A 22,204-nucleotide genomic window follows, 5' to 3' on the forward strand; every position below is an offset into this window, starting at 1 on the left:
TTATGCCCAGGCGGCGGATGGCTCATTAAAATCCGCCGATGCGATTTAAAAGTTATCTGTTCCAGATCAATCCCGTCCTGTCCCGACCCGAAGCAGCCAGAAGGCTGCTTCGTCTTTTCGCCATCGTGTTATTGATTGGCATCTTTAGCGGTGTCTACACGTTTCTGCTGTCCACGTTCAACAATGACATCTCTCAGCGGCGCGGCTACATGAGCAGCGCGATTGCCGAAGCCCATACGTTTTTCACCACCCGCGAAGCCTTGCTCGAAAGCCTGAGCCTGTCGGCGGTGCGCAAATCCATGCAGGCCAAAGCGCAAGCGTATCCGGCTTCCAGCGAAGAGCAGCGCCTGCAGTTGGGCAGTACACCGGGCAACCAGTGGAGCATCTGGCTGACCTCACGCATGCGCAACTACCTGAAGGTCAAACAGGTCAACCTGCTTTACGTGACCGCCGGCCCCAACCCGCAATTAACCCGACTCTACGATTCGACGGCGCAGGTATTACCGTTCTCCCAATGCATGCTCAATCGCCTCAGGACGCTGAAGAAACGCAACCCAGTGGACCCAGGCGAACTCTGGCTGAGTGACCAGAGCGAAGGGCATTCACATTTGTATCTATTCATTCTGCTGGATGAGCGTGACCCCAATTCCGGCTGGCTGGGCCTGGAAATGGAAAGCCACGAAGTGTCCATGACCCTCAATGACCAGAGTGCGGGCGAGTTCATGATGCTCAATTCCAAGGGCATGCTGGTCTTTACCAATAGCCACGAACCCCAGTTGAACCAGTCATTGCTCGAGCCCCAGGGTGCGAACTTTTTCGGTTTTGTCGGCAGTGGCCTGCTGCCGGATCATCTGGTCATTCGCAAGCAACTCAAGTCGTCGGACTGGCAACTGATGTACTCGATCAACCTGCGGGATGTGGTCCGCGGATTGTGGCGCGAACTGCTCGGTTCGCTGGTGTTTTGCCTGTTCAGTGTGACGCTGATCTGGCTGGTGATGCGCCGGGTCAACCAGCGCTTCATCATCCCCTCGATCAACGGGATTCAGGCATTGATTGAAAGCGAGGCCTTCAGTCGCGATGTGATCCAGACCGCGCCGGTCGCCTTGTGCGTGCTGCGTCGCACCGACGGCCAGGTTGTGCTGGAAAACACCCTGGCCCAGCATTGGCTGGGTAACGGCCTGGAGCGCGAAGCGCTGTGCACCGGCTGGATCCGCCAGGCGTTCGATAGCGCTCCGTCCGGGCATTGCGACTACTTCGAGACCCTCGACGGCCGCCACCTTTACCTCAGCAGCGCGCCTACCCGCTATAGAGGCGAGGACGTTCTGTTTTGCGCCTTCAGTGATATCAGTGCGCGCAAGCAAGTTGAAGCCGCCCTGGAAGAGGCCCGGCAGTCGGCCGACGCAGCGAATGCCGCGAAAACCCTGTTTCTGGCGACCATGAGCCATGAAATACGCACGCCGCTGTATGGCGTACTGGGCACCCTGGAGCTGTTGGCCCGCACCCAGCTCGACAACCAGCAAAAAGATTATCTGCATGCAATAGAAGGCTCTTCGGCCACCTTGTTGCAACTGATCTGCGACGTACTCGACGTGTCGAAGATCGAGGCCGGGCAACTGGCTCTGGAACTGAGTGAGTTCTCGCCGCTGGACCTGGTCAATGAAATCATCCAGGGCTATGCCGCCGCTGCCATGGGCAAGGGCTTGCAGCTCTACGCCTGCTTTGACCCCAAGTTGCCCGAGCGGTTGATCGGGGATGTCACGCGCATTCGCCAGATCCTCAATAACCTGCTGAACAACGCCGTGAAGTTCACCGACTATGGGCGCGTGGTGCTAAGGGTCAAGTTGCTGGACCGCGACGACGAGCGCTCCAGCGTTCTGTGGCAAGTGTCCGACACCGGCAAAGGGATTGCCCAGGAAGACCAGGCGATGATTTTCGAACCTTTCTACCAAACCGAAGGCAACACCAACGTGGTGGCCGGGACCGGGCTCGGCTTGCCGATTTGCCAGCGCCTGACGCAATTGATGAACGGGCATATCCGTATGGTCAGCGAGCTGGGCCTGGGCAGCAGTTTCAGCCTGACCCTGCCTCTGGAAGAGGCGCCCTGTACGCCCATGAGTAGCCTGTTGGCAGAGACGATCTATGTGGTTTCGCCGATCCCCGAACTCGCTCAATCCATCGGCGGCTGGTTGCGCCGTTGGGGCGCCCGCGCACAGATCGGCCAGCCGACCCACCCCGACGGCCAGTTACTGCTGGAACTGCATCCAGGCAGTTTCGAACAGCCGCTGGTGCCCGCCTGGCCGGGGCCGGTAATCCTGGTGAGCAGCAACAGCAGCAATGGCCAGCAGAGCGAGACCGGCGCGTGGCACGCCAACCTCAATCAGTTGAGCGCGATTCACCAAGCTGTCAGCCAGGCGCAAGGGTTGTGGGTGGCCAGGGTCGACGAGCAGGCGCACACGCGTGAACTGCGCAAGCTCAACCTGCATGTGCTGGTGGCCGAGGACAACGTTATCAATCAATTGATTTTGCGCGATCAGCTTGAGGAACTTGGCTGCACCGTGGAGTTGGCCTGCGATGGTCATGAAGCGCTGCTGCTGTGCAAGGCCTCACACTTCGATGTGGTACTGACGGATGTGAATATGCCCAGAGTCAACGGCTATGAATTAGCCAGGGAGTTACGCAGCCAAGGTTGCTCGCTGCCCATCATCGGGGCTACCGCCAACGCCATGCGCGGCGAGGCCGACTTGTGCCTGGCCGCAGGTATGAACTATTGCCTGGTCAAACCCTTTGCGTTGCGGGCCCTCTTTAATTACCTGGAGCCTTACGCACGGATCCCCCATGAAGCGCTATAGTATTTTGATCGTCGAGGACCATCCTCTGCAGCACTTGTACCTGCAGAACCTGCTCAATGAATTGGGAGACTTCATGCTTGAAGCCGCCCAGGATGGGAACGAGGCACTGGAGCGTTTGCGCCAGCGGGATTTCGACCTAGTGCTGACTGATCTGCTGATGCCCGGCATGGATGGCGTGCAGTTTATCCAGAGCCTGGCAACCCTGCGCTGCAAGCCCGCCCTGGCCATTATGAGTGCCGCGTCGCGGCGCATGTTGATGGCGGCCAGCCTGGTGGCGAAAAACCTTGATGTGAAAGTCATCGGTCTGATCTCAAAACCCGTCGCCGCCGACGCGCTGCGCAGCCTGGTCGGCCAACTCAATCACAAGGATCGCAGCCCTGACCCGTCGCTCCCCGCCGCAGCGGAAATTGGTCGGCATACGCTGCTCCAGGCCATGGGTAACGGGCAAATCCAGGCGTGGTTCCAACCCAAGAAATCCTTGGCCAACGGCCGTATCGTCGCCGCTGAAGCGCTGGTGCGCTGGATGCACCCCGAACAAGGGCTAATGTTGCCCGCGGCGTTTTTGCCGGCAATCAAGACCTTCGAACTGGAGGAGCGCTTGCTGTGGCTGGTGCTCAAGCAGGCCATTCATGCGCAGGAGCGATGGCGTCAGCGCGGATACGATGTTCCAGTGTCGATCAACCTGCCGACCCATCTGCTCAATAGCCATGACTTGGCAGACCGCCTGCTGGATTTTGTCCTGGATAACCAGGGTATTCCGGGAATGATCTGCTTCGAACTGATGGAGTGCTCGGTGCCCCAGGACATCAGTAACTTCTATGCCGGAGCTTGCCGCCTGCGTATCAAGGGGTTTGGCTTGTCCCAGGACGATTTCGGCAAAGGCTACAGCTCATACCTGAACCTGGTCTCGACCCCTTTTACCGAGCTCAAGATCGACCAGGCGCTGGTACAAGGCTGCCACGATAACGAAGGCATGACGTCGGCCCTGGCCAGTATCATCGCACTGGGCCGTAAACTGGGGCTGACCGTGGTTGCCGAAGGCGTCGAAACGCCCCAGCAACTGGCCCTTCTGCGCAAAATTGATTGCACTCAAGTTCAGGGTTTCCTGATCTCTCAGGCAGTCTCCTCGGAACAATTTCAGCAACTGTTGAACAATGATGGCCCCGCGACATCTCATTAGCCTGCGGCCCGATTTTGTCTAACCTCTATCAGGAGTAAGCTCCATTCAGTGCCGATTTCTCATCCGCCTGCGAAACCCCTTAATGAAGCACAACGACGCCATCCTTGAAGCATTCACCCGCAGCTCACTGCGCCTGAATAAAGGGCTGATGGTGGTGCTCGGTCTCGCATTGCTGTTGGCGGGCACCAGTTACTGGGCACTGCAGCGAGTGATCGACGAGCAGTACGCCGCCGTGCGTTTTCATTTTGCCCGGCTGATGGAAAATATCCAGGAACAGGAAACGTTCTTGAGAACCCTGGCGCAGCCCGCTATCCAGCGCGATCTGATCAGTGACAAAAACACCCAGGCCCGCCTCAAGGGGCAAAGGCTGGATGCGTACAACACGCGCTTTGAAGGCCGCGAGTTCGCCTTTTCGGTGCCCTTCAGCAGCCGATTCGATGAGCAACGAGTCAGCGCTGGCGAGCAGCAGAAGATATTTGCCCTGGGGACCCACCTGGCCAGTTACTACAGCGCATTCTGGTCATCGTCGCCCTACCCTTCACCCCATGCGTTTGTCTTCAATCGGCTCGTCAACTACTACGTAACGGTGCCGGCGGTCGGCTACCAGCGCGGCGGGAAGACCGCCTACAACGGCCCCTCCGCCGAGCGGGCCGACGCCGTGCAACAAAGGCTGGGGCAACTGCCTCAGCCTCTGGCGGACGATCAGCTTTACTGGGAAGCCTACGTCACGCCCGGCGAAGACCCTGCGCCTCCGCGTCTGCTGGCCTACATCGGCATTACCCTGAACCCCCAGGTGATGCGCAGGCATGAAGGCAATAAACAGGTGCTGGTTGCCACCCTGCTGGATATGGCGCAAGTCAACGATGTGGAGCGCACGATCGAGTCGTCCGTCTACGACCGCTTCACCCTGCTCTCACCCAGCGGCCAGACGCTGGCAGGGCCGTCTGTCCTGGCGTCTTCGCTGAGTGAGGGGCTCAACTTTCGGGCCAACGGCCTGGAGTTCAAAATTACCCACGACACCGAGCAGCAGTGGACGGCGATCTATGGGATCAGCTACAAGCATTTTTTTCGCTATGCCTTTTGGCCGCTGACCAGCCTGGCGCTGTTTATCTGTGCGGTGCTGGCGATCTCCTGGGCCGGCACCCGCTGGTATCGCAAGCAAGTCATTCGCCCGGCGCGCCAGGCCCATGAACGCATCGCAGAGAGCGTGGCCTTTAGCCGGGTGATCATCGACACCGCGCCCACTGGGCTGTGTGTGGTGGGCCGCGCAGATGGCCAGGTGTTGATCGAGAACCAGCGGGCGCAGCAATGGCCGGGCACGGCCAGGCTGGTGGCTGCCCTCAGCCGCATCCAAGAGAGTGCCGAGAGCGGCGAAACCTACCTGGAGATCGAGGGCCGGCATTTGCAGGTTGGCTTTGTCTCGACCCGTTACCAGGGCCAGGATGTGCGCCTGTATGCGTTCAGCGACGTCACCCGCCATGTCGAGGATGCCTTGGCCCTGGAAGATGCCAGGCGGGCCGCCGACGCGGCCAACGAAGCCAAGACGCTGTTCCTGGCGACCATGAGCCATGAAATTCGCACGCCTTTGTATGGCGTGCTGGGCACCCTGGAATTGCTCGGGTTGACGCCCCTGGACCCACGCCAGAAAACCTACCTGCACACGATCCAGCGCTCATCTGCGACGTTGTTCCAACTGATCAGCGACGTGCTGGATGTGTCGAAAATAGAATCCGGGCAGATGGCAATCGAATCCATCGAGTTCTGCCCCCTGGACATGTTGGAAGACACGCTGCACACCTACACCGCCTTCGCTCAGCGCAAGGGCCTGCAACTGTATGGCTGCATTGACGCGCAACTGCCGGACTGCGTAGTCGGCGACCCCATGCGTATCCGCCAGATCCTCAACAATCTGGTGAGCAATGCCGTCAAGTTCACCGACATCGGGCGCGTGGTGATTCGGGCCAGGGCCGTGCGCCGCGGCGACGATCGCGTCGACCTCGAATGGCAGGTGACCGATTCTGGCGTGGGCATCAGCCAGGCGCAGCAAGCCAAGCTGTTCGATTTGTTCTACCAGGCCCCGGACACCGCCGGCCAAGGCGGCGCAGGGTTGGGGCTGCCGATTTGTCGCTGGCTGGCCGAGATGATGGACGGCCAGATCAAGGTCGTCAGCGAACCCGGCCTGGGCAGCAGTTTTACCCTGAAGATGCGCTTGCCGCTCGGTACCAGCGAGCTGCCGGGCCTCACGCCCATTGAACCGAGTACTTCACCTGTGTATGTGCAGGCCCCCGTGCGCGAGTTGGCGGAGTCCCTGTGCGACTGGCTCAACCGCTTGGGTATCCAGGCCACGTTGGCGGCGCTGCCCCTGGAGCAGCAGAGTGCGCAGGCGGTGCTGGTGGATATGCTGCCTGCCGGTCCCCTGCAGCCTTGGGCTGGACCGCGGGTGCTGTGTGTGCCGGGCGCGCATAGCCCGCCCCTGTGCACCGCGCAGGGCTGGGAAGTGGATGTGCATGATGTGCGCGCCATTGCGTCGGTGGTTGCGCTGGCACAGCAAGGTAAACAGGCGTCAGCGCTGCGTGTCGAGCAACAGAGCGCGGGGCAGTTGGAGCTGCGCATTCTGGTCGCCGAAGACAATCCGGTGAACCAGGAAATCATCAAGGAGCAACTCGAGGCCCTCGGCTGCACGGTGACGCTGGCAGACAATGGCGAGCAAGCCATGCACCTGTGGCAACCCCAGGCCTTTGACCTGGTGCTGACGGACATCAATATGCCGTTGATGAACGGCTATGAACTGGCCCGCACCCTCAGAGAGCATGACCCCCAGTTGCCTATCATCGGTGTCACCGCCAATGCCATGCGCGAGGAAGGCATTCGTTGTCTGGCGGTCGGGATGAATGCCTGGTTGGTAAAACCCTTGAGCCTGCAAACCCTGCGTGCGCAATTGATCAAACTGTGCAAACCGACATTGCGCGCCGAGCTGCTGGTGATTGACACGGTCCAGCTGTCGGACAAAATGCGCCCGTTGTTTATCAGCAGCGTGCAGCAAGACTTGCAGCGCATCAGTGCCGCACTTGAGCAGCGTGATTGCCGGTGCCTGGCTGAAACCCTGCACTCGGTTGCCGGCGCATTGGGTGCCGTGCAGGCACTCGACCTGGCCCAGGCGTGCATCGAGCTGGAAAGCCAGTTGGCAGTCGGTCGGCTCAATGCCGGGCTGGAACTGCGGATAAAGCAGGTTATCGGCAGGCTGTCGGCCTTGCTCGGGGCGCAGCTATGAGCGCACCGCACGCCCTTGTGTACACGCGCATGGGATCACCTCACTTACTGAACCAGGATTACGGCTCCCCCCTATGAAGACATTCACTGTGGTAATTGCAGACGATCACCCCATCGTGCTTCTGGGGGTGCGTGAACTCGTCGAGAGAGACGAGCGTTTTCAAGTCATCGGCGAAGCGATCTGTTCGGCGGGCCTCATCAAATTGCTTGAGCAGCAGCCCATCGACATTGTGATCACCGATTACAACATGCCCGGTGATTCGCCCTACGGCGATGGCTTGAAGCTGGTGGAGTACCTGAAGCGGCATTTCCCCGACGTGCAGATCCTGATTCTGACCATGATCTCCAATCACCTGATTCTTACCCGCCTGCAGGAATTGGGCGTGGTGGGCGTGATCCAGAAAAGCCAGTTGCATACGGAAATTCAGGTCGCCCTCAAGTCCATTGCCCAGCAGGCGCATTACCGGAGCCTGGAGCCGGCCAAGACCTCCGTTATCGAGTCGTTGACCGCTATTGATGAACGCTTCTCTACGCTGTCGCCCAAAGAATTTGAAATATTGCGCTTATTTATTTCAGGAAAAAGTGTCAGTGATATCGCGCGCAGCCAAAATAGAAGTTCAAAAACCATCAGCGCGCAGAAGATTTCCGCCATGCGAAAACTTGAAGTAAGCAGCGATCAGGACTTGTTGGCCTACTGTCTGGAATACAATATTTTTAACTAAACTCCTTTTATTAAGCCCGCTATAAAACCGATTACCCCTCACTTAAGTGCTTTATAAGAATCGTCTTATTCTCTATAAAGTCCAGATTAACTATTGTTCGTTGGCAGTTTCAACCCATCACCACAACCAACACTAACGGACATCATCATGAAGAAGTTTTCCCTGGCCCTTATCGTTGTGTCAGTTATCGCCGCCAGCAGCAGTGCGTTTGCCGAAACTACCCCGGGTACGGGTACCCCGGGCGGCGGCGGCAAAATCACCTTCACCGGTTTGATCAACAACGACGCTTGCTCGGTTGATGGTGCCAACGCCGATCGCGTGATCTCCGTCGACATGGGCACTGTCTCCATCAAAGACATGGGCACCGCTGAAAACCCAGCTTCGGGCCGTGTGACCGCCAAGGACTTCAACCTCAGCGTGAACTGCAACCTGGGCACTAAAGTGGCAATGATCTTTGACGCCAAAAGTGGCGGTTCAGGCCTGGTTACCGGTAAAAAAGTCCTCGCCCTGACCCCTGGTAACGGCAGCGCAAGCAACGTCGGTATCGCACTGCTCGACAGCACTGGCGCGCTGATCGACCTCAGCTCCCCGGCCACCGCCCGTATCGAAAGCGCCATGCACGGCCAAGGCAGCGACGGCGGCGATGCAACCTTGAGCTTTGCCGCAGCCTACGTCACCACCGGTGCAGCCGGCGCCTCCACCGCGGGTCGCGGTGACGCTACCCTGCCGTTCATCCTGCAATACGAATAAACGACACGCAGCGCCTGTCACGTGCGAGGTCTTCGGACCTCGCCACTTATCCGACCACTAAACGGTAGACATCATGTTACCTCGTTCCATTGCCACAGGCCTGGGGCTGCTGACCCTGCTTATGGCGACCCAGGCTGCCGCCAGCATTTCACTGAGTGCCACCCGTATCGTCTTCGATGGCGATCACAAGGAGGCCAATATCACCGTGCGCAACGGTAATCAGGACGTCTTGATTCAGTCTTGGGTCGATACCAGCGATACACAAGACAGTGCCGCGCCGTTCGCCGTAACCCCGCCACTGGCACGCATATTTGCCAAGGAGCAGCAGTTACTGCGAGTTCTCTACCAGGGTGCCGGGATGCCAACGGATCGTGAGTCCGTGGTCTGGCTCAATGTGCAGGAGATCCCGCAAGCCGCCGCCTCCGACAACACGTTGCAACTGGCCGTACGCCAGCGCATCAAGATTTTCTTCCGCCCCTCCGGGTTGCCTGGCGATGCCCTGTCGGCACCCGCGCAATTGGAGTGGCAACTGGTCAAGCGCGATGCCGGGTCAGTACTGACGGTAAAAAACCCGACGCTGTATCACGTGTCCATGGCCGATATAAAACTACAGGCCGGGCAACAAACGGAACTGGCTGCCGACTCGACAATGATTGCGCCAGGCGCAGAGAAACAGTTCAGCATTAAACAACTGAGTCGCCAGGATTCAGTACAACTGTCTTTTTCCAGTATTAACGACTATGGCGCACAAGATAAATACAGTGCCCAACTTGTACCGCACTTGGCGGCCAAGGCTACGGGTACTCGCGCCAAGCCATAAGTAGTTCCCTTAAACCCTCAGGTTCGATTCGAGTGCGTACTCGCGTGCCTCGCCTGTTCGATAAACAGGAATGATATAGGTTCTTTGCATGTTTTTTCTTTTAGGCTGCAGGCCCAATCATTACATATCAAGCGAGCGCACTTCACGCGTGTCGACAACTTGCACATCACTCAAGTTGAGCACGCTATCGCTGGCCATGCTTGCCGGTTCGCCGTCTTTGGCGATTGCCGATGAGCCCGCCGTGAACGTCTTCAACACCACCTTCTTGCAGGGCGCGCAATCGTCGGTAGACCTGCAGCAACTGCTCTCGGCCAACAGCGTGCTGCCCGGCAACTACCGGGTCGACTTGTACAGCAACGAGGTCCTGGTGGGCCGGCGCGACATCGACTTCAAGCGCAACCCACAGACCGGCCGGGTCGATCCGTGCCTGACCCTGGACCTGCTCAAGCAACTGGGCATCGACATGAGCCTGTTGCAGGCCCAGGGCAAGCTCGACCCCAACCAACCCCAGGACTGCTACGACCTGCCGACACTGATCGACCAGGCGACCTTGCGCTATGACGCCAGCCGCCTGCGCCTGGCGGCGAGCATTCCGCAGGTCGCGATGCAACGTGGCATGCGTGGCTATGTCGATCCCCAGTTGTGGGAGGATGGTGTGCCGGCGGCGTTTATCAACTATCAACTCAACAGCAGCCGCACTGCCGGCGACTATGAAACGCGCATCAACAACAACCTGGGGCTGCGCAACGGCATTAACTTGGGCGCCTGGCGGCTGCGCAATGAGTCGAACCTGAGTAGCGGTACCGGCCGGCCGAGCACCTTCACCAGCAACCGCAGCTACGTGCAGCATGACGTGACCGCGCTTAAGGGGCAGTTCAGTGCCGGCGAGATTTTTTCCGATACCGACCTGTTCGACAGCGTGCGCTACCGGGGCCTGAAGCTGGCGTCCGACGAAGGCATGCGCGCCGACAGCGAGCGTGGTTATGCGCCGGTGATTCGTGGCGTGGCGCAGACCAACGCCACGGTGGAAATCCGCCAGAACGACTACATCCTGTACACCGCCAACGTCGCACCCGGGCCTTTCGAGATCAACGATATCTACCCTAGCGGTTCGAACGGCGACCTGGAAATCACCATCATCGAGGCCGATGGCCGTCGGCGTGTGACCACGCAGGCGTTCTCCAGCCTGCCGATCATGGTGCGTGAAGGGCAGGTCAAATACAGCGTTTCGGCCGGTAAATTCAGCAGCAATGCTGACGGTTTGGCGAGCCCGCAATTTGTCAGCAGCACCCTCGCCTACGGCCTCACCAGCAACCTCAGCGGGATTGTCGGCCTGCAAGTCAGTGAAGACTACAAGGCGTTCTCCCTGGGGGTGGGCCGCAACACATCGCTGGGTGCCGTGTCCATGGACGTCACACACTCGTCGAGCGCCGCCCAGGGGCAAACCACCCAGGGCAACAGTGTGCGTGCGTTGTATGCCAAGACCTTTGCTGGCACTGACACCAACTTTACGCTGGCCGCGTATCGGTATTCGACCGAGGGTTACCGCACCCTGACCGACCACGTCGAGGACACCAGCGAAGAGACAGTCAAACGTACCGGTAACTCGAAAACCCGTACCGACCTGACGATCAACCAAAGTCTCGGGCGCAACCGTGAGTTCGGCAGCCTGTATGTGAACGCCAGCGATCAGCGCTATTGGAACCGTGGCGGCTCCCAGAGCTTTTCGGCCGGCTATAACAACAACTGGGGGGACCTGAGCTACAACCTGGGCGTGACACGCACCAAGCAGATCGCCAGTTGGGGCGCACCCGACTCCGACACCCAGTTCAACCTGTCTGTTTCGTTTCCCTTGGGCAGCCAGCCTCGGGCACCCCGCGCTTTTGTCACCACCAGTACGCAGCAAGGCGACACCAGCACCCAGGCCGGTATCAACGGTTATGTGGCAGATACCAGCGATGTGTTCTATTCAGTCCAGGCCGGCCATAGCAGCACCGGCGGCCAATCGGGATCGGCCAACATCAACAGCCGCACCTCCATGGCCGATATCAGCCTGGGGTACAGCCAGGGGCGTGGTTATGACTCACAAAACCTCAACGTTTCCGGCTCGGTAGTGGCGCATGCGGGTGGCATCAACTTGGGGCAGACCGTCAGCGAGACCTTCGCCCTGGTACAGGTACCGGGCATCAGTGGGGCAAAAATCAGCAGCTACAGCGGCGTCGAAACCGGACGCAACGGCTATGCCGTCATCCCCTCGGCGCAACCTTATCGAGTGAACTGGATCAGCCTCGACACCCGTGACCTGGGCGGTGATGTAGAAATCACCCAGGCCACACAGCAAGTGGTGCCGCGCCGTGGTGCGGTGGTATTGGCCCGCTACAGCGGCAAAACCGGGCGTCGCGTGCTGTTTGAGCTGTTTGATGCACAGCACCAGCGCCTGACGTTTGGCGCCTCACTGGAAGACGCCAGCGGCAAGCAGTTGGCCATCGCCGACCCCAGCGGTAACGCCTTGGTGCTGGTTGAAGAGGACCAGGGCAGCCTGACTATCAAGTGGGGGGGCCAGCAATGCACTGCGGCGTATGCACTGCCCGCGCAAGACAAGGCGCTGAACTACGAGCGCCAGGCGTTGGTGTGTAGCAGCGAACCCGCTGGTGACCGTTGATCAAAGATCAAACCGATCAATCGCCCGCCGCCGCTCGTTGTCATCGCGCACGTCGTAGCTGGCGGTGGTCTGGATATTGGTGTGGTGCGCCAGTTTCTGCGCAATGGACAAGTCATGTTCTTCAATCACCCGGGTAATAAACGAGCGGCGGAAATCATGGGGCATGATCTTCACACCCACCTGTTCACCACGCTGGCGGGCGATGTAGTAAATCGCATGTTTGGTGATGCGTTCGCGGGTGATATGGCTGCCGCGGCGGATGCGGTTGAACAGGAAGCTGTCGTCCTGCTCCCCTTCCTTTAACTGCTCGCGGCGAAACTCCAGCCATGCCTGCAATTTGGCAAATGCCCAGGCCGGTGCGTACTTGAGCAGTTCCTTGTTGCCCTTGCCCGTCACCCGCAGGCTGCGTTCGGCAAAGTTCACCTGGGCCAGGTCGAGGTTGACCGACTCTGACTTGCGCATCCCCGAACCGTAGAGGATCCCGATCACCGCCGCGTCCCGCAGGCCCTGTGGCCGTGGATCGGCGGCGCAGACATCCATCAGTTCGCGGATCAAGGTGCGACGCAGGTTACGCCCCTGGCTCAAGCGCGTGCCGGCGGTGGCTTTGACCGAGCGCATCTTCAGCAGGTGTTCCTGGCTGATCAGGCTGATGCGCCAGGCTTCGTTCATTACCCCGCGCACGGCGTTGACGTACAGCGATGAGGTGTTGGGTGCATACCCGTCTTCGCGCAACACGGCGACCAGGGCCATTACGTGTTCCGGTTGCAACAGATGCCAGTCGATATCTTCGAGGTTGATCTCTTCGAACCCCAGGCGGTCGGCGGCATCTTGCAGCACGTAGCGCATGGTCAGTTGGCTGGAAGGCGCCAGGCGCGCGAGATACAGGGTCAGGGGGTTGCGGGAAATCTCGGTCAAAATAGATCAGCCTTGAGATTAAATATAGAGACTAAGCCTATGTTTAATATCAGTATTTAGTGGTTTAGCGAGCGCCGAGTCTAACCCAGGTCGGCGCCGCATACCAAACTAGGGCTCATCCTCGGCGGGTGCCGGGCTTTGCTGCTGGCTCCAGTCGGCGTTCTGTTTTTGCATCAGCGCAAACCACTGCTGACGCATGAAAGCCAACAACTGGGCTCGCGCCTTGGCGAAGTCCTGCTCGTCGTTGTAGCAGCCTGGCAATGGCAGGTCGGTGCCCTGCTCCTGGTATTGACTGAGCAACGCCTGCTGCCCGGCAACACTGCAATCGGTGGGCAGCGGCATGCCGCGCAGGGCGCCGGCTTCCTCGTCCCACCAATTGGCGCCATAGCGGTCAACCCCGCGCAGTGCGTATTTGTGTGATTTGCCGATATGCATGATCAGCTTGAATTCACGGGGGCTGACATCACTGGTGCAGGTGCGCGAATAGCCCACGGTCACTTGGCTGGGGCCATCTCCCAGCAGGTCGGTGACGTGAGTCGCGGCGCTATCGAAATGCAGGCCGGCGTCGAATTCGCAACGCTGCACATCGTCATGCAGCATCCACAGACGCTTGGGCCGATCACCGTCCAGCAGGTACTGCGCAGCATAGATCGCCGCCGATTGTGTGCCGTCGTCATCGCGCTCGCCGGCTTCCTGCTCGGCCAACACCAACAGGTTGTGGCCCTGCCGGTCATCCCAGCTATACGCGGCCACCTGCCGGCCCCTGACTTCGACCCCGGCGGGAACCTGAGCGACCGGCGTCAGGCTCAGCCCCTCGTCCGCCCCGGTGGCATGGGCCGTGCCGAGCGTCATCCACAACATCATCAAGACTGGCCGTATCTGCACGCTGTTCATCCGACTACCCAGGCAAGAGATCGCTTACTTTACCGGGACTTGCAGAGGGTTGCAGAGAAGATTCTTCAGGCGTTACGGATTAACAAGCCGAGTGATTCAGCGTGAATACGCATTAAATTACTTACAGATAATGACTACAGCGCAAACAGTTATCGTTTGTCTGCGTTCCTTATTGTCTAGCTGAACACTAGCTGTCTGCCCACCAAATAAACGAGTTTTTCATCGGCCTTTCATATTCGCTGGACAAATTTGCGCTTAACCTTGGCCGCAATACTTGAGGGAATGCCCTGCTTTGCTGACTAACCCCTTGATAATGCTTTATCTTTGGCCGTAATGGGCTTTACTCAGGATGGGTATGCTATCGGCCATTTTTTATTGAGTCGCCTGCACTTTAATCCCATGTTTGTTGTCATCTCTACGCTCAAAGTTGCTCTAATCCGAGGTCATGAATCTTTGAAACCCTACCCTATTCATTGCGTGTCGATCGTTATCCCGGTCTACAACGAAGAACAGAGCCTGCCCGAACTGCTGCGCCGTACCCGTGCGGCGTGCGAGCAGTTGGCCTATGAGTATGAAATCATCCTGGTAGACGACGGCAGCCGCGACAGTTCCGCCCAACTGCTCGAAGACGCGGCAACCGAGCCCGGCAGCCCTGTGGTGGCCGTGATCCTTAACCGCAACTACGGCCAGCACGCGGCAATCATGGCCGGTTTCGAGCAGTGCCGGGGCGAGGTGGTGATTACTCTCGATGCCGACCTGCAAAACCCGCCCGAAGAGATTCCACGCCTGGTCGAGCAAGCGGCCCTGGGCTACGACGTGGTCGCTACCGTGCGCAATAATCGCCAGGACTCGGCCTTTCGCCGCTGGCCTTCGCGCCTGATCAACCTGGCCGTGCAGCGCTCCACCGGCGTGGCCATGACCGACTATGGCTGCATGCTGCGCGCTTACCGGCGCACCATCGTCGATGCCATGCTCGCCTGCCGTGAGCGCAGCACCTTTATCCCGATCCTGGCCAACGGCTTTGCGCGCCATACCACGGAGATCCTGGTGCACCACGCCGAGCGCGAACACGGCGAATCCAAATACAGCGCCATGCGCCTGATCAGCCTGATGTTCGACTTGTTGACCTGCATGACCACCACGCCCCTGCGCCTGTTGTCCATCGTAGGCTTCAGCCTGGCGGCCCTGGGCATGTTGTTTGCGTTTGCCTTGATCGTGCTGCGCCTGGCCTTTGGTGCCGATTGGGCCGGCGATGGCCTGTTCGTGCTGTTCGCCGTGCTGTTTGTGTTTACTGGCGGGCAGTTCATCGGCATGGGCCTGTTGGGCGAATACCTCGGGCGGATGTACAGCGATGTGCGTGCCCGCCCCCGCTTCTTTATTGAAAAGGTGCTGCGCAACGAGCCGACAGCCCCTGCGCCAACGGTCATCGTTGATGGCCTGCCGTCCTCCCCGTCTTCCCCTTCCTCTTCCAGTCAGGTTTCGTCATGAGTTCTAAAGCTGTTGTTTTTGCTTACCACGACATTGGCTGTGCAGGCATCGAAGCCCTGCTCGCTGCGGGCTACCCGATTGCTGCCGTGTTCACCCATGCCGATGACCCCAAGGAAAACACCTTCTACGGCTCGGTCGCCCAGCTGTGCGCCCGCCACGGCATCCCGGTGCACGCCCCGGAAGACGCCAACCACCCGCTGTGGGTCGAGCGTGTGGCCAAGCTGAACCCGGACTTCATCTTCTCGTTCTACTACCGCAACCTGCTGGGCGAGGCGTTGTTGGCCACCGCGCGCCAGGGCGCGTTCAACCTGCACGGTTCGCTGCTGCCCAAATACCGTGGCCGTGCGCCGGCCAACTGGGTGCTGGTCAACGGCGAAACCGAAACCGGCGTGACCCTGCACCGCATGGTCAAGCGTGCGGATGCTGGCGCGATTCTCGCCCAGCAAAAAGTCATGATCGAACGCAGCGACACCGGCCTGACACTCCACGCCAAGCTGCGCGAGGCGGCCACCCAGTTGCTGCGCGATGCCCTGCCGCAACTGGCCAAGGGCACGTTGAGCGAAACCGCCCAGGACGAAAGCCAGGCCACCTGCTTTGGCCGCCGTACCCCGGCGGACGGCAAGCTCGTCTGGAGCAAACCTGCAGAAGAGCTGTTCAACCTGGTGCGGGCCGTGACCCAGCCGTACCCTGGCGCCTTCTGTGCCGTGGGCGAACACAAGCTGATCGTGTGGCAAGCCGAAGTACTCAAGGGCAACGAAGGCCAGGCGCCCGGCCGTGTGATCAGCGTCAACCCGCTGCGCATTGCCTGCGGTGAAGACTCTCTGGTCATCCACTTCGGCCAGCGCAATGACCATGGCCTGTACCTGACCGCCCCGGCCCTGGCCGATGAGCTGGGCCTGGTGGATGGCTCGATCCTGCGCGGCGCCGAATCGGGCGGTAAACCACGGCGTACCCGCGTGCTGATCCTGGGGGTCAACGGCTTTATCGGCAACCACCTGTCCGAGCGCCTGTTGCGCGACGATCGCTACGAAGTCTACGGCCTGGATATCGGCTCCGACGCCATCGAGCGCCTGCGCAGCCACCCCAACTTCCATTATGTGGAAGGCGATATCAGCATTCACTCCGAGTGGATCGAGTACCACATCAAGAAATGCGACGTGGTCCTGCCGCTGGTGGCCATCGCCACGCCCATCGAATACACCCGCAACCCGCTGCGCGTGTTCGAGCTGGACTTCGAAGAAAACCTCAAGCTGGTGCGCTACTGCGTCAAGTACAACAAACGCGTGATTTTCCCGTCGACCTCTGAAGTCTATGGCATGTGCCAGGACCAGAACTTCGACGAAGACACCTCCAACCTGGTGGTCGGCCCGATCAATAAACAGCGCTGGATCTACTCGGTCTCCAAGCAGTTGCTGGACCGGGTGATCTGGGCCTATGGCGCCAAGGGTCTGAATTTCACCCTGTTCCGCCCATTCAACTGGATGGGCCCGCGCCTGGATCGCCTGGACTCGGCCCGCATCGGCAGTTCCCGGGCCATTACCCAGTTGATCCTCAACCTGGTGGAAGGCACGCCGATCCGCCTGTTTGACGGCGGCGAGCAGAAGCGCTGCTTCACCGACATTGCCGACGGCATCGAGGCCCTGGCGCGGATCATCGACAACGATAACGACGCGTGCAACGGCCAGATCATCAATATCGGCAACCCGGACAACGAAGCCAGCATCCGCCAGTTGGGCGAAGAGCTGCTGCGTCAGTTCGAGGCCCACCCGTTGCGCGGTAACTTCCCGCCATTCGCGGGCTTTCGCGAAGTGGAAAGCAAGGCGTTCTACGGCGCCGGTTATCAGGATGTGGCGCACCGCAAGCCGAGCATTGCCAACGCCAAGCGCCTGTTGAACTGGGAGCCGAGCGTGGCGATGAGCGAAACCATCGGCAACACCCTGGACTTCTTCCTGCGTGAAGCGATGCTGGAAATCGCCCAGTCCAGCGAAGCAGGCAAATAATGAAGGCAGGTCTGCGCATCGACGTCGACACCTACCGCGGCACCCGTGATGGCGTGCCACGGTTGCTGGAGTTGCTGGATGAGGCCGGCATCAAGGCGACGTTCTTCTTCAGTGTCGGCCCGGACAACATGGGCCGCCACTTGTGGCGCCTGATCCGCCCGCAGTTCCTGTGGAAGATGCTGCGTTCCAACGCGGCCGGGCTGTATGGCTGGGACATTCTGCTGGCCGGCACCGCCTGGCCGGGCAAGCCGATTGGCCGCGACCTGGGGCACCTGATGCGCCAGGCCAAGGCCGCCGGGCACGAAGTGGGCCTGCACGCCTGGGATCACCATGGCTGGCAAGCCAATGCCGGGCGCTGGAGCGATGCGCAATTGGTGGAGCAGGTACGCCGTGGGCTCGACACCCTGGGCGATATCCTCGGCGCCCCGGTGCAGTGTTCTGCCGCCGCCGGCTGGCGGGCCGATGAGCGTGTGGTGCAGGCCAAGCAAGGCTTTGGCTTGCGCTACAACAGCGACTGTCGCGGCACCAGCCTGTTCCGCCCGATCCTCGCCGATGGCAGCGCCGGCACGCCGCAGGTCCCGGTGGACTTGCCGACTTTCGATGAGGTGGTCGGGCCACAGGTCGCGTCCAAGGACTTCAATCGCTTTATTCTTGATCGGTTCACCGAATCGACACTCAACGTCTATACGATCCACGCAGAAGTAGAAGGGATTCTGATGGCCAATGAATTTCGCCAGCTGCTCGCCCAGGCAGGACAGCGCGGCATCCAGTTCCAACCCTTGGGCAACCTGCTGCCGGCCGATCCGGCCAGCCTGCCCCTGGCGCATCTGACACGCGGCGTACTCGGCGGCCGCGAAGGCTGGCTGGGAGTGCAACAGGCATGATCCGACGTTGGGCCCTGCCCCTGCTCCTGTTGGTCTTCGGCCTGTGCTATCTGTTGCCGATGGTCACCCATGGCCTGTGGATCCCGGACGAAACCCGTTATGCGCAGATCAGCCAGGAAATGCTGCTGACCGGCAAATGGGCGTCGCCGCACTTTATGGGCATCCGCTATTTCGAAAAACCGGCGGCCGGCTACTGGATGATCGCCCTCGGCCAGGCGCTGTTCGGGCAGAACCTGTTCGGCGTGCGCGTAGCCTCTGCGCTGGCCACGGGCTTGAGCATATTGCTGGTGTACTTCATGGCCCGGCGCCTGTGGAACGATCCGCGCAAGAGCCTGGTCTGCAGCGTGCTGTACATGAGTTTTATCAGCGTGGCGATGTCCGGTGGCTACGCCAACCTCGACCCGCAGTTCAGTTTCTGGGTCAACCTCAGCGGCGTGGCCTTGTGGCTATGTATCGACAGCCAGACCCGACGCGCCCGCCTGGGCGCCTGGGCCTTGCTGGGGTTTGCCTGCGCCATGGGCTTCATGACCAAGGGTTTTCTGGCGTGGCTGCTGCCGGTATTGATCGCCCTGCCCTATATGGTCTGGCAAAAGCGTTTGCGTGAACTGTTGGCCTATGGTCTGGTTGCCGTGGCGGTGGCGATTGCGGTCAGCCTGCCCTGGGCGCTGATGGTGCATGCCCAGGAGCCCGACTACTGGAACTTCTTCTTCTGGCACGAGCACATCCAGCGGTTTGCCGGTGAAGATGCCCAGCACGAACAAGCCTGGTGGTACTACCTGCCGTTGCTGGCCGCGTTCAGCTTGCCGTGGCTGGCCCTGCTGCCCTCCACCCTGAAACAGGCGTGGCAGGAAAAACGCACGCACAAGATCGGCTTCCTGTTGTTTTGGCTGCTGATGCCCCTGGCGTTTTTCAGCCTGAGCAAGGGCAAGCTGCCGGCCTATATCCTGCCGTGCCTGCTGCCTTTGGCATTGCTGATGGGCCATACCCTGACCGACAAGCTGGCCCAGGCCCGTGGCCGGGTGCTGCAAGTCAATGGCTGGCTCAACCTGATCATCGGGGTGCTGGGCCTGCTGGCAATCGTGTACTTCCAGTTGAAGAAGCCGATTTATGCCCCGCAGCAGGAACTGCTGAGCCTGGTGCTGGTATTCAGCGTGCTGCTGGGCTGGATCATCGCCAACCTGCTGCAGGCGTTACGCCCGTTGCGTTTGTGGGCGGCGCCGGCACTGGGCAGTTGGTTACTGGTGGCCCTGGTGCCGGCGGCATTGCCGCACTCGGTGGTGAATAACAAGACACCGGACCAGTTCATTATCGATCACGCCGTAGAACTGGCGACTACCCAGCGCCTGCTGAGCAACGACCTGGGCGCAGCCTCGGCCCTGGCGTGGCGGCTCAAGCGTCCGGACGTGGCGCTGTACAACACCACCGGAGAAGTCAAATACGGCCTGGCCTATGCCGACAGCGCCGCCCGACGGGTCAAACTCGCAAGCGTCCAGCAGTGGCTGGGCGACGCGCGCAAACAGGGTTCGGTGGGCGTGGTAATGCGCGTGAAGGGCGCATCTGAGCAACGCGAACTGGCATTGCTGCCCGCAGACGGCAAGCGCTACGAGCAAGGCAATATGGTGATTCTGCTGTTCCCGCAGGTGGCGCCTTGATCACCCTGCTGCTGCTTCTGGCCGCGTGCCTGCTGACCTGCATGGGCCAGATCGCGCAAAAGTATGCCGTGGAAGGCTGGCGCGGCCAGCCTGCGGGCTGGGCGTTGAAACTGCGCTCGCCCTGGCTCTGGTCGGCCCTGCTGTGCCTGGGCCTGGGCCTGCTGGTGTGGCTACTGGTGCTGCAACGCCTGGAAGTGGGGATTGCCTACCCGATGCTCAGCCTGAATTTTGTATTGATCACCCTGGTGGCGCGCTTTGTGTTCCATGAGCCGGTGGATCGCCGCCACTGGGTGGGCGTGGCCCTGGTGATGGCCGGCGTGCTGCTGCTGGGAGGTCAGGTATGAGCCGGTTGCGCGGTTTCACCCTGGCGTTATCCAGCGTAGCACTGGTCAGCGCGGCCCAGTTGGGCATGCGCTGGAGCATGACGCGCCTGCCATTGCCGGCGGAGTGGCTCGCCGCGCCCATGGTTGATCCCGTGGCCTTGGGCGTGGTCGCCCTGGCCATCGTGGCCTACGCCCTGTCAATGCTGTGCTGGCTCGGCGCGCTGCAGCACCTGCCCCTGGGTCGCGCCTATTCGTTGCTGAGTATCAGCTACGTCCTGGTGTACCTGCTGGCGGCCAGCCTGCCGGGCTTCAACGAACCCTTTTCCCTGTCACGGACCTTGGGGGTGGCTCTGGTCATCCTGGGTGTGCTGACCATCAACTCCCGTCGTATCGGCAACACAAGCCCCAGGAATACCCCATGAAAATCAGCGTATTTGGTAGTGGTTACGTTGGCCTGGTACAGGCCACCGTATTGGCCGAGGTCGGTCACGATGTGATCTGCATGGACGTTGACGAAAACAAGGTGCGCCTGCTGCAACAAGGCCATGTGAGCATTTTCGAGCCGGGGCTTGCCAGCCTGGTCCGGGAAAACCTGGAAAACGGCCGGTTGACCTTCACCAGCCAGGAAAAACTCGCGGTCGAGCATGGCGAAGTGTTGTTTATCGCAGTTGGCACGCCTTCGGACGAAGACGGCTCGGCGGACTTGAAGTATGTGCTGTCGGTGGGCGATGCGGTGGCCCGCCATCGCGTCGAGCCGGTAATCCTGGTGGAAAAATCCACGGTCCCGGTGGGCACCGGCGACACCCTGCGCGCCCATATCGACAAGGCCCTGGCCGGTCGCAGCCTGGTGTTCGATATTGTCTCCAACCCGGAATTCCTCAAGGAAGGCTCTGCGGTGGCCGACTGCCGACGCCCCGACCGGATCATCATCGGTTGCGAACGCGAAGAAGTGCGTGAGGTGATGCGTGACCTGTACGCGCCGTTCAACCGCAACCACGACCGCATTATCTTTATGGATGTGCGCAGCGCCGAGCTGACCAAGTACGCCGCCAACTGCATGCTGGCGACCAAGATCAGCTTTATCAACCAGATCGCCGAGCTGGCCGAGCACCTGGGGGCCGATATCGAATCGGTGCGCCTGGGCATCGGCGCCGACTCGCGGATCGGCTACCACTTTATCTACCCGGGCTGCGGCTACGGCGGCTCGTGCTTCCCCAAGGACATGCGCGCGCTGATCCACAGCGCTCGCCAAGCCAATTGCTCCAGTGACCTGCTCGAAGCGGTGGAAGCCATCAACCAGCGGCAGAAAAGCAAACTGTTCGAGCGGATCCGGGCGTTCTACAAGGGCGAACTGCGCGGCAAAACCTTCGCCTTGTGGGGCCTGGCGTTCAAGCCCAACACCGACGACATGCGCGATGCCCCCAGCCGGGTGCTGATGGAATCGCTGTGGGCCGCCGGGGCCAACGTGCGGGCCTTCGACCCCGAGGCCATGCAGGAAACCCAGAAGCTGTACGGCAATGACCCGCGCCTGATGCTGATGGGCACCCCGGAATCGACCCTGGGCGGCGCCGATGCCTTGATCATCTGCACTGAGTGGCAGCAGTTCAAAGCCCCGGATTTCGACCTGCTGCACGCCCGCCTCAAGGCGCCGGTGATCTTTGACGGGCGCAACCTGTATGACGCCGAGCGCCTGGCGCGCAAGGGCTTCCACTACTTCCCGATGGGGCGTGGGCAGTCCTGCGACTTGCCGATCCCCCAGCAACAGTGGGTACCCCGGCTGCTGGAGGCCTGAGGC

The 22,204-nt window shown here is 60.4% G+C and carries 17 protein-coding genes; 14 read left to right on the top strand and 3 right to left on the bottom strand.

What is annotated here, in order from left to right; genetic code table 11:
- The first annotated feature begins 38 nt into the window (after positions 1 to 38).
- The 6 genes from PSH73_RS12720 to PSH73_RS12745 all read left to right on the top strand — a co-directional run bounded on the left by PSH73_RS12720 (position 39) and on the right by PSH73_RS12745 (position 9,591).
- Positions 39 to 2,849 carry an ATP-binding protein gene (locus PSH73_RS12720; RefSeq protein ID WP_305462638.1) on the top strand — a complete coding sequence of 937 codons (2,811 nt, stop codon included), beginning with the start codon at positions 39 to 41 and terminating at the stop codon, positions 2,847 to 2,849.
- Positions 2,836 to 4,029: an EAL domain-containing protein gene (locus tag PSH73_RS12725; protein WP_057959499.1), complete on the top strand. Its 1,194-nt coding sequence runs from the start codon at positions 2,836 to 2,838 to the stop codon at positions 4,027 to 4,029. Before PSH73_RS12720 ends, PSH73_RS12725 begins: the two co-directional genes overlap by 14 nt.
- Positions 4,030 to 4,111: 82 nt before the next feature.
- Positions 4,112 to 7,300, top strand: coding sequence for a hybrid sensor histidine kinase/response regulator (locus PSH73_RS12730; protein WP_305462640.1), 3,189 nt, complete (start codon positions 4,112 to 4,114; stop codon positions 7,298 to 7,300).
- 73 nt (positions 7,301 to 7,373) lie between these two features.
- Entirely contained in the window at positions 7,374 to 8,021 is a 648-nt protein-coding gene (locus tag PSH73_RS12735) for a response regulator (protein ID WP_057436542.1), read from the top strand.
- 147 nt (positions 8,022 to 8,168) lie between these two features.
- A complete protein-coding gene (locus tag PSH73_RS12740; protein ID WP_305462642.1) occupies positions 8,169 to 8,771 on the top strand; it encodes a fimbrial protein in 603 nt (200 codons plus the stop codon).
- Between the two features lie 73 nt (positions 8,772 to 8,844).
- Positions 8,845 to 9,591 (top strand): molecular chaperone, encoded by a 747-nt coding sequence (locus PSH73_RS12745; RefSeq protein WP_057959497.1) that lies wholly within the window; start codon positions 8,845 to 8,847, stop codon positions 9,589 to 9,591.
- A 120-nt stretch (positions 9,592 to 9,711) separates the two neighbouring features.
- Here PSH73_RS12745 and PSH73_RS12750 read toward each other — a convergent pair whose 3' ends face one another.
- The gene (locus PSH73_RS12750; RefSeq protein ID WP_258558676.1) at positions 9,712 to 9,846 is read right to left on the bottom strand and encodes a hypothetical protein; all 135 of its coding nucleotides are present in this window, start codon (positions 9,844 to 9,846) and stop codon (positions 9,712 to 9,714) included.
- Between PSH73_RS12750 and PSH73_RS12755 the strand changes: the two genes are divergently transcribed.
- A complete protein-coding gene (locus PSH73_RS12755) occupies positions 9,788 to 12,253 on the top strand; it encodes a fimbria/pilus outer membrane usher protein (RefSeq protein ID WP_234451380.1) in 2,466 nt (821 codons plus the stop codon). The two genes, PSH73_RS12750 and PSH73_RS12755, sit on opposite strands and share 59 nt — an antisense overlap.
- Here PSH73_RS12755 and xerC read toward each other — a convergent pair whose 3' ends face one another.
- Positions 12,254 to 13,168: a tyrosine recombinase XerC gene (gene xerC, locus PSH73_RS12760; RefSeq protein WP_057436550.1), complete on the bottom strand. Its 915-nt coding sequence runs from the start codon at positions 13,166 to 13,168 to the stop codon at positions 12,254 to 12,256.
- Positions 13,169 to 13,276: 108 nt separating this feature from the next.
- On the bottom strand, positions 13,277 to 14,062 hold the full coding sequence (locus PSH73_RS12765) for a M949_RS01915 family surface polysaccharide biosynthesis protein (RefSeq protein WP_057959495.1): 786 nt from the start codon (positions 14,060 to 14,062) through the stop codon (positions 13,277 to 13,279).
- A 453-nt stretch (positions 14,063 to 14,515) separates the two neighbouring features.
- Between PSH73_RS12765 and arnC the strand changes: the two genes are divergently transcribed.
- Genes arnC through PSH73_RS12800 form a run of 7 tightly spaced genes read left to right on the top strand, consistent with a single transcriptional unit; the run spans position 14,516 to position 22,201 of the window.
- A complete protein-coding gene (gene arnC / locus PSH73_RS12770; RefSeq protein WP_057959494.1) occupies positions 14,516 to 15,550 on the top strand; it encodes an undecaprenyl-phosphate 4-deoxy-4-formamido-L-arabinose transferase in 1,035 nt (344 codons plus the stop codon).
- Positions 15,547 to 17,550 carry a bifunctional UDP-4-amino-4-deoxy-L-arabinose formyltransferase/UDP-glucuronic acid oxidase ArnA gene (arnA, locus tag PSH73_RS12775; protein ID WP_305462644.1) on the top strand — a complete coding sequence of 668 codons (2,004 nt, stop codon included), beginning with the start codon at positions 15,547 to 15,549 and terminating at the stop codon, positions 17,548 to 17,550. Before arnC ends, arnA begins: the two co-directional genes overlap by 4 nt.
- Positions 17,547 to 18,434 (top strand): 4-deoxy-4-formamido-L-arabinose-phosphoundecaprenol deformylase, encoded by an 888-nt coding sequence (arnD, locus tag PSH73_RS12780; RefSeq protein WP_169989721.1) that lies wholly within the window; start codon positions 17,547 to 17,549, stop codon positions 18,432 to 18,434. The genes arnA and arnD overlap by 4 nt, the downstream gene beginning before the upstream one ends.
- Positions 18,431 to 20,086, top strand: a complete 1,656-nt coding sequence (arnT, locus tag PSH73_RS12785; protein WP_186625381.1) for a lipid IV(A) 4-amino-4-deoxy-L-arabinosyltransferase — start codon at positions 18,431 to 18,433, stop codon at positions 20,084 to 20,086. The genes arnD and arnT overlap by 4 nt, the downstream gene beginning before the upstream one ends.
- Positions 20,083 to 20,430, top strand: a complete 348-nt coding sequence (gene arnE, locus PSH73_RS12790; RefSeq protein ID WP_057959490.1) for a 4-amino-4-deoxy-L-arabinose-phosphoundecaprenol flippase subunit ArnE — start codon at positions 20,083 to 20,085, stop codon at positions 20,428 to 20,430. Before arnT ends, arnE begins: the two co-directional genes overlap by 4 nt.
- Positions 20,427 to 20,831, top strand: coding sequence for a 4-amino-4-deoxy-L-arabinose-phosphoundecaprenol flippase subunit ArnF (gene arnF, locus PSH73_RS12795; RefSeq protein WP_057959489.1), 405 nt, complete (start codon positions 20,427 to 20,429; stop codon positions 20,829 to 20,831). The genes arnE and arnF overlap by 4 nt, the downstream gene beginning before the upstream one ends.
- Positions 20,828 to 22,201 (top strand): UDP-glucose 6-dehydrogenase, encoded by a 1,374-nt coding sequence (locus PSH73_RS12800; protein WP_186625384.1) that lies wholly within the window; start codon positions 20,828 to 20,830, stop codon positions 22,199 to 22,201. The genes arnF and PSH73_RS12800 overlap by 4 nt, the downstream gene beginning before the upstream one ends.
- The last annotated feature ends 3 nt before the right edge of the window (positions 22,202 to 22,204 follow it).

Source organism: Pseudomonas sp. FP2294 (genome assembly GCF_030687625.1).
GTDB classification, from domain to species: Bacteria; Pseudomonadota; Gammaproteobacteria; order Pseudomonadales; family Pseudomonadaceae; genus Aquipseudomonas; species Aquipseudomonas shahriarae.

Excerpts from the sequence above, each read along its gene's own strand:
- arnT (WP_186625381.1), top strand. The coding sequence starts at position 18,431 with ATGATCCGACGTTGGGCCCTGCCCCTGCTCCTGTTGGTCTTCGGCCTG.
- PSH73_RS12800 (WP_186625384.1), top strand. The coding sequence starts at position 20,828 with ATGAAAATCAGCGTATTTGGTAGTGGTTACGTTGGCCTGGTACAGGCC.
- PSH73_RS12730 (WP_305462640.1), top strand. The coding sequence starts at position 4,112 with ATGAAGCACAACGACGCCATCCTTGAAGCATTCACCCGCAGCTCACTG.
- PSH73_RS12765 (WP_057959495.1), bottom strand. The coding sequence starts at position 14,062 with ATGAACAGCGTGCAGATACGGCCAGTCTTGATGATGTTGTGGATGACG.
- PSH73_RS12735 (WP_057436542.1), top strand. The coding sequence starts at position 7,374 with ATGAAGACATTCACTGTGGTAATTGCAGACGATCACCCCATCGTGCTT.
- arnF (WP_057959489.1), top strand. The coding sequence starts at position 20,427 with ATGAGCCGGTTGCGCGGTTTCACCCTGGCGTTATCCAGCGTAGCACTG.
- PSH73_RS12755 (WP_234451380.1), top strand. The coding sequence starts at position 9,788 with ATGCTTGCCGGTTCGCCGTCTTTGGCGATTGCCGATGAGCCCGCCGTG.
- PSH73_RS12725 (WP_057959499.1), top strand. The coding sequence starts at position 2,836 with ATGAAGCGCTATAGTATTTTGATCGTCGAGGACCATCCTCTGCAGCAC.
- PSH73_RS12745 (WP_057959497.1), top strand. The coding sequence starts at position 8,845 with ATGTTACCTCGTTCCATTGCCACAGGCCTGGGGCTGCTGACCCTGCTT.
- arnA (WP_305462644.1), top strand. The coding sequence starts at position 15,547 with ATGAGTTCTAAAGCTGTTGTTTTTGCTTACCACGACATTGGCTGTGCA.
- PSH73_RS12720 (WP_305462638.1), top strand. The coding sequence starts at position 39 with ATGCGATTTAAAAGTTATCTGTTCCAGATCAATCCCGTCCTGTCCCGA.
- PSH73_RS12740 (WP_305462642.1), top strand. The coding sequence starts at position 8,169 with ATGAAGAAGTTTTCCCTGGCCCTTATCGTTGTGTCAGTTATCGCCGCC.